The sequence below is a fragment of the Ruegeria sp. BHSA123 genome (genome assembly GCF_059613425.1).
In genome coordinates this window covers 1-6,805 of record NZ_JBXWSL010000102.1, presented here as the reverse complement: position 1 = coordinate 6,805, position 6,805 = coordinate 1, and the positions used below count along the sequence as shown (strand labels likewise).

Below are 6,805 nucleotides of genomic sequence, written 5' to 3'. Positions count from 1 at the left end.
CCAGAAAGATCGGGATCGTCCCGAGCAGGCTGTCCAGCCCGTATCCGATGCCAAATCCGATCCCAAGACCGGAAACCATTTCGATGACCATCCTCCAGGCAAGCTCGCCCCCGGATATGTCACTGTCAGCGCGGGCAGCCGGCTTTCTGGCCTTTTTCGCCGCCTCGATCTTGGCCTCAAGCTGCGCCATACGCTGCTTTTGGTCGTCATCGGTCACGGACGGAATCCTCGCGCTGTCTTGCGCATGGTGCTAAGGCGCGAAAGGCGCAGAGTCAACGGCGTTGATGGTGTGAAATGACGCAGGCTAATAAATTGTTTTTAAACTGTTATTTTCGGCTTGCTCGCCCGATCGAATTGCCTGCCTTTGGCCTGAGCGGCAGTAATCGCCCCAAAACCCATATTCAACCTTTTGGTTGATCTTTGCGCGCTAGCTGCGGCCACAGGCGTCGAACAAGGCGTCCGTCGATCAGCAAGAGCCCGGCAAAAATCGCCGCCATGCCCATCAAATGTTCGGGTTGCAGAGTTTCCCCCAAAACCCAGGTTCCAAGTATCAGGGCGGAAACCGGTGCGATCAGCGTGACGGTCGAAATGTTGGTTGGCCCGACTCTGGGCAGCAACCAGTAGAAGGCAATGAAAGCGGCCGAGGTCAGCACAAATCCGATCATCAACAACGAAAGCCATGTTTCAGTGCGCTCGATCATCGGCAGGCCTTCACGCCAAAGTGCCAAGGGTAAAATTGCCAAGGCCGCCCCGGTCAGTGCCAGGGCGACCAGCACCACCGGCTGCATGTCGCGGAAGGCCCGCGCAATGTTGACAGAAAACGCGTAACATATGGGTGCGCACAGGGTCAGCAGAACCGCCCAGAACTGAGATGTTTCGCCATTGTGCAAAATCGGGACGGACAACACGACAATCCCAATGAAGCCGCACACTACGCCAAGGGATTTCAACAGCGTCGCACGCTCGCTTCCGGGCCAAAAATGCGAAACGATGACGGCAAAGGCCGGTGTTGTCGCATTCACGATCCCTGCCACGCCGGATGCGATATGCTGCTGCCCAAGCGCATAGAACGCAAATGGAGCGGCATAGCTGAGCGCCCCGAACCCCAGCAGTCCAATGGCGCGCCCGAGTGTCAGGTGAACCGGCATACGGGCGGCAATCACATAGATCCAACAGCCCAGAGCCCCAAATGCAACCCGTCCCAACGATACGGATAGCGGCCCAAGTTCGCGCAGCAATATGGCGTTGAACATGAAAGACATGCCCCACCCGATGCCAAGGACGCAGATCACCAGCCAGTATTTCAGCGCCATAGCCGCCCCCTTTGCGCATCACCGCTGCACAGTGACGTGATAGGGTAAATTGTCAAACGGGTTCTCGCCCATTAGGAAAGACCCATGTCCAACGATCTCGACACCGTGTTCGCGGCCCTTGCCGACCCCACCCGCCGCGCCATTCTGGCGATGCTGCTGGAGGACGATATGGCCGTGACGGATGTCGCCGAGCCGTTCGAGATGTCGCTGGCGGCGATCTCGAAACATCTGGTCATCCTGACTAAAGCCGGGCTGATATCACAGGAAAAGCGCGGCCGGGTGAAGTGGTGCAAGCTGGAACCCGACGCGTTGCGCACTGCTTCGGTCTGGATGCAGGGGTTCGGTCAGTTCGAACCCATCAACCTGGATGCGTTCGAACGGTTTCTGGAAGTCGAGCTTCCGATCTCGGATGAGGCCTAGCGCACGACGAAAACCGACATGCTGGCATGTTTGGCCAGATATCCGGCGTGGCTGGAAAAGATGTAGTCGGTGATCCGGGGCGCGTGGGTGCCCACGATGATCAGGTCTGCACCAATCTCTTCCGCCGCGCGGGTCAGGTCGCTGTCCACTTCGGCAGCAACATCAACCGAGTGTATCTTGCGCACCGCGACCTCGCCCGCGCCTTCTGATACAAGCTGTTCGGTGAAGTCGGCCAGTTGCTTGTCTATCTCGGCCTCGGTTTCCGAGGATGCACCCATATGGGCCCCGCTGACACTGACCAGAGTGATCTTGGCGCCTTGCCATTTTGCCACCTGCGCGGCGACATCTGCGGCCTTGCGAACCTCGGGCGGCAGGTGGCGGTCAATCGGCAGCATGATATGTTTGAACATAATCTCCTCCTTTTGTCCGCCTTCCAAGGTAGTCCTGAGACCAAGGGCCTGCCTTGATCTGGCTCAACAGATTCTGCTTTTGGAATTCGTGGGCAATCTGTACCGGTTTCAGACCGGGAGCGGCGTTACTCAGCTGCCCGGCGTTGGGGAATGGAGCGCGGGGCCTCTTCTTTCAGCAGCATCAGCAGCGCAATGACCGTCAGCGCCACACCGCCCAGGATCAATCCCGTCGGGACTGGTTTGCCCAGCGCGATTTCCCACAGGATCACCCAGCTTGGCACCAGATAGGTATAGGCCATGACCTTGGCCGACGGCAGCCGGAGCGAGGAGAACTGCACCAGGACGAAACTGGCCGCCGTTGCGAAGAACGAGATATAGAACAACCCGATCCAGACAATGGCGGGAAGGGCAGCCCAATCGGTCGCTTTCAGGTCAGACCAGCCGAACAGGACCAATAACAGGCACCCGGCAACCAGCGTACCGAACGTGAACACGACGGCAGGTTCTCCGCGGTTCAGTCTGCGGATCATGGGGGTGTAAATCGCGTGCGCGACGCATCCCCAGAAATAGATGACCTCGCCCTCGCCGATCTGGAAGGCGCGGAACATCTGCCAGTCGGCCCGAAAGATCACCCACAGCGCCCCAATCGCACCGATGGACAGGGCTATTGCCATGCGCGGCGTGGTGATCTGGCGCAGCAGGACCCAGCCCGCAATGGCCGAGACAACGGGGGTCAGGGTGAAAACCGCGGCAGCGCTGACCGGCGGGGCGGTTTGCAGCCCGTAAAACATCAGGACAAAGTAGGTGGCGAACAACCCGCCCAGCACCAGATACCGCCAGGGCGCCTGCGCGGCACTGCGGGGCAGACCGGTTGTTGCCAAGGCCGCCACACCAATCACCACAGCCGCGAAGGCAAAGCGCACCGCATTCAGGGCAGCAGGGGCAATTTCGTTGGCAATCATCGACCCAAGCGAGAAACTGCCTGCAACAAGGGCCGAAAAAGTCAGCATGGCCAGATGGCCGCGCATCTGCGGATTCATGGGCACCAGCCTTTGGAGGCCTCTTTCAGAAAACTCAGGAACGTTTGCACCTTGGTGGTTCGGTGCAGGTCCACATGGGTCACCAGCCACAGGTTGCCGAACCATTCCGGAAGCGGGTCGATCACTTCGACCAGACTTTCATGACGGGCGGCCTCCCAACGGGCCATGAAGCCGATACCGGCCCCAGCCAGAACGGCCTCGCGCATACAGAAATTGTTGGTGCAGCGAAAGGTAATGCGGTCGGCGGATACCGTGTTGCGCAGCCACCGGGTGAACGGCGCTCGGCTGCCTTCATCGTCAGAGCTGACGAAGTGGTGGTTCCCGAAATCCTCGATGCCCGAAGGTTTGCCGTGCCGTTCGATATAAGAGGTGCTGGCATAGAGGCCGACTTCTTCCTGCCGGAAGGGTTGCACAACGTTGTCGGGCTGATCCGGGGCTGATCCCGCGCGGATTGCAACATGCGCCTCGCCATATTCCAACCGGAACAGGCGGTCTCCGGTCAGGTAGCGCACGATCAGCTCGGGGTGCATCTTTTGAAACTCGGTCAGCGTCGGCACCACCAAAGGCGCGATGGAGCCCAGCGACGTCACCACCAGTTCACCCGATACATCGTCACCGCGCCCCTTCATCCGGCCGACAAGCTGGTTGAACTGGTCTTCGGTGGCCTGCGCCACGCGCAGCAAATCGTCGCCCGCTTCGGTCGGGGTATATCCCCGCGCGTGGCGCTGGAACAGTTTGACACCCAACCGGGCCTCGATCGCGTCGATGTGGCGGATCACTGTGGCGTGGTGCACGCCCAGAACCTCGGCCGCGCCGCTGACGGTTCCCATGCGCGCCACCTGATAGGCGGTCCGCACCTCATCCCAATTGTCCATCGTCACACCGTTCTGTGCAATTTCTAACAATAGCTGTTGATGTATCCGAGTTTTGTTCGCAAGCGCAACAGCCATATTGGGATCAGAACAAGATTTCCCTGACCTAAAGGACCCGAAAAATGGCTAAAACCATCCTGCATATCGACGCCTCTGCCCGCCGCGCGGGTTCGACCACCCGCGACCTGTCTGACCGCATTGTCCGGCAGTTGGGTGCCGCCCGCATCGTCCGCCGAGATCTGGCCACCCCCCTGCCCCTGCTGACCGAAGACTGGATCGCCGCCAACTTTACTCCGGCCGAGCAGCGCGACGACCTGCAACGCGACCGGCTGGCCCTTTCGGACGCGCTGGTGACCGAATTGCAAGAGGCTGATACCATCGTTATCGGCCTGCCGATCTACAACTTCTCGGTCCCCGCTGCATTCAAGGCCTGGATCGACCTGGTCGCCCGCGCGGGCCTGACCTTTTCCTATTCGGAGAACGGCCCAAAAGGGTTGCTGGAGGGTAAACGCGCCATTCTGGCAATCGCGTCGGGCGGTACCGCTGTCGGATCCGAGATCGACTTTGCCACCAACTATGTGCGTCACGTTCTGGGCTTTATCGGCATCCATGATGTAGCGATCATCGCCGCGGATCAGATGGCGGTGAACCCCGAAGCCGCGCTGGAAAGCGCCAAAAAGGCGGTAACAGAACTGGCGGCCTGATCGCCACTGGTCAATAAGCCCTGAAACGTCCAGTCTGCTGGTCAGATGGAACTGGCGGACTGGATGGCGCGCATGAAGAAGATCGGAATTCTTGGCGGTGTGGGCTGGGCGTCGACCGTGGACTATTACAGGGCGATTGCCGAGGGTGCCGGGCGTTACTTTGCGGCGCGCGGCCACGGCGCGCCCCTGCCGATCCCTACCATGACCATCGAATCTGTCACACAGGCCAGGACCCGCGCCCTGCGGGGTGTCGCAGGGGACGAAGCCAGCTGGGCGGCGTTTGATGCGGTGTTTCGCGACGCGCTGCTGACGCTGGAGCGTGCAGGATGCGATTTTGGCATCATAGCGTCCAACACCCCACACGCGCGGCTGCACGCGATCAGACAGGGTGTTTCCATGCCCATTCTCAGCATTTTCGACGCGACGGCAGAGGCCACGGCCAACACAGGCGTGTCTAACGCATTGGTGCTTGGAACAACCGTGACGATGCAGGCCACCAACTATGCGGATCGTCTGGCGGCCGAGGGCATCACTGCGAATGCGCGGCTGCCCGACCCCGAGATTTCCGAGATGCAGGCCATGATCGACAGTGATTTCTACGGTGGTGCCTCTGATGCAGCGCGCGCAAGGTTGCTGGCCTTTTGCAACAAACATGCCCGTCCCGGAACCGCCATTCTGCTGGCCTGTACCGAGTTGCCGCTTGCCTTTCCAAACCATCTGGATGACCCGGTATTCGAGGCCGACGGGCACCTGTTCATCAACCCGTCCGCCGCGCATGTCGCCGCCGCGCTGAAACTGGCGCTTGAGTGATCAGGGCAGCCACGTAACGGTGCAACCGATGCGATCGAAGAACGCCATCACGTCGGATTGTTTCATCACAACGGTACGGTCATTGACCAACGGGTGCATATAAATCACATCGGCCCCTTGGGCGGCAGCGTCCATGAAGAACTGCACATCGTTCTGCACACCGTTGATCATCGCCAGCGGGCTGACCGCGCCGGGGCGAATACCAAGGTTCTGCAACAGCCGGTCTGCCGAACCGAAAGACAGGGTGCCGACACCCAGTTCTGCGCCCAGCGCCTTGAGGTCGATCTCGCGACTTTGTTCCAGCGTCACCAGGTAGTTGCGCTTTTTCTTGTCGCGCAGGTACAGGTTCTTGACCCGCAACGCTTTCTCGCCCGGCACCATGAACCGGCCTTCTACGGCCTTGGAGTCCTCGACCGTGCGCAAGGGAACATGGGTGTGCAGGCGGTAGGGCAGCCCCCAATCATCCAGCTGCGCCAACAGCGCGTCAGAACTGAGCGGCAATGTATCCTGAAATGTGGATGATGCGTCCATGGGGCCCTCCTGTTTGTAGCGCTCATCGCGCAACATGGCGGCGAATTCAAGCTGGGGCAGAGCAGAAAACGGTGCTAGCGTGCCGCCATGAAAGTCACACGAAACACTCCGACCCAACTGATCCTTGCCGACACGCCCTGGTTCATCGGAATCATGCTGGTCTTTTTCATACTGGCCTTTGTCGGCGCAGGGCTGGTCATGGTCAGTGACGGCGGCGAGAATATCTGGTTCGGGCTGTTCTTTGCACTAATCGGCGGCGGGCTAGGTGTCGGGGCGTTCTGCGTTTTCGTGCGGCGGGTTCAGGTCATTCTGGACCGCACAAAGAACCGCATTCTGATCCGCAGGCAGTCTGTCTTTGGCTATGAAGCGGTCGAGCATCAGCTGTCCAGCCTGTCCCATGCCGAAGTTGAAAGCTCGACTTTCCGAAGCGACAGCAGCAGTTCGACGCTGTATCGCCCGGTTCTGGTGCTGGACAAGGGAATGAGCGAAGGGCGTCATCCGATTGTCGATGCGTTCTCGAACGGGCGCGGCGCGCATAAACTGGTTGACGCGGTCAATGCATGGCTGCCCGCGCAGCAGCAAGACACGAAGGAACAGGCCTGACGATTACAGGACTTGTCCATGCTCCAGCCAGGCTCGGTCAGCCGGTGTCACCATTTCGGACAGGCGCGCGTCGTATCGGGCCATGTCATCGGTGGTCAGCTT

Annotated in this window: 10 protein-coding genes; 4 read left to right on the top strand and 6 right to left on the bottom strand. The window is 60.0% G+C overall.

Annotated features, from left to right (window positions below):
• Positions 1-217: AtpZ/AtpI family protein (locus tag AC2FNC_RS19545; protein WP_496716372.1), on the bottom strand; the 217-nt coding region annotated here is incomplete at its 3' end.
• Positions 218-401: 184 nt separating this feature from the next.
• A complete protein-coding gene (locus tag AC2FNC_RS19540) occupies positions 402-1,313 on the bottom strand; it encodes a DMT family transporter (RefSeq protein ID WP_480494686.1) in 912 nt (303 codons plus the stop codon).
• 84 nt (positions 1,314-1,397) lie between these two features.
• On the opposite strand from AC2FNC_RS19540, the gene AC2FNC_RS19535 reads away from it, so the two are divergent.
• Positions 1,398-1,733, top strand: a complete 336-nt coding sequence (locus AC2FNC_RS19535; protein ID WP_480473915.1) for an ArsR/SmtB family transcription factor — start codon at positions 1,398-1,400, stop codon at positions 1,731-1,733.
• On the opposite strand, the gene AC2FNC_RS19530 is transcribed toward AC2FNC_RS19535, so the two are convergent.
• The 3 genes from AC2FNC_RS19530 to AC2FNC_RS19520 form a co-directional block, all read right to left on the bottom strand.
• Complete coding sequence (locus AC2FNC_RS19530; protein WP_480473917.1) at positions 1,730-2,143, bottom strand: universal stress protein; 414 nt, start codon at positions 2,141-2,143, stop codon at positions 1,730-1,732. The two genes, AC2FNC_RS19535 and AC2FNC_RS19530, sit on opposite strands and share 4 nt — an antisense overlap.
• A gap of 125 nt (positions 2,144-2,268) precedes the next feature.
• On the bottom strand, positions 2,269-3,183 hold the full coding sequence (locus AC2FNC_RS19525) for a DMT family transporter (RefSeq protein ID WP_480473918.1): 915 nt from the start codon (positions 3,181-3,183) through the stop codon (positions 2,269-2,271).
• The gene (locus AC2FNC_RS19520; protein ID WP_480494788.1) at positions 3,180-4,058 is read right to left on the bottom strand and encodes a LysR family transcriptional regulator; all 879 of its coding nucleotides are present in this window, start codon (positions 4,056-4,058) and stop codon (positions 3,180-3,182) included. The genes AC2FNC_RS19525 and AC2FNC_RS19520 overlap by 4 nt, the downstream gene beginning before the upstream one ends.
• A 119-nt stretch (positions 4,059-4,177) precedes the next feature.
• Here AC2FNC_RS19520 and AC2FNC_RS19515 point away from each other — a divergent pair, with 119 nt between their 5' ends.
• Positions 4,178-4,759 (top strand): FMN-dependent NADH-azoreductase, encoded by a 582-nt coding sequence (locus AC2FNC_RS19515; RefSeq protein ID WP_480554743.1) that lies wholly within the window; start codon positions 4,178-4,180, stop codon positions 4,757-4,759.
• Between the two features lie 72 nt (positions 4,760-4,831).
• The gene (locus AC2FNC_RS19510) at positions 4,832-5,569 is read left to right on the top strand and encodes an aspartate/glutamate racemase family protein (RefSeq protein ID WP_480554845.1); all 738 of its coding nucleotides are present in this window, start codon (positions 4,832-4,834) and stop codon (positions 5,567-5,569) included.
• Here AC2FNC_RS19510 and AC2FNC_RS19505 read toward each other — a convergent pair whose 3' ends face one another.
• A complete protein-coding gene (locus AC2FNC_RS19505; protein WP_480554744.1) occupies positions 5,570-6,100 on the bottom strand; it encodes a prolyl-tRNA synthetase associated domain-containing protein in 531 nt (176 codons plus the stop codon). It abuts the gene before it with no gap.
• An 87-nt stretch (positions 6,101-6,187) separates the two neighbouring features.
• On the opposite strand from AC2FNC_RS19505, the gene AC2FNC_RS19500 reads away from it, so the two are divergent.
• Entirely contained in the window at positions 6,188-6,703 is a 516-nt protein-coding gene (locus AC2FNC_RS19500; RefSeq protein ID WP_480623515.1) for a hypothetical protein, read from the top strand.
• Positions 6,704-6,805: the final 102 nt, after the last annotated feature.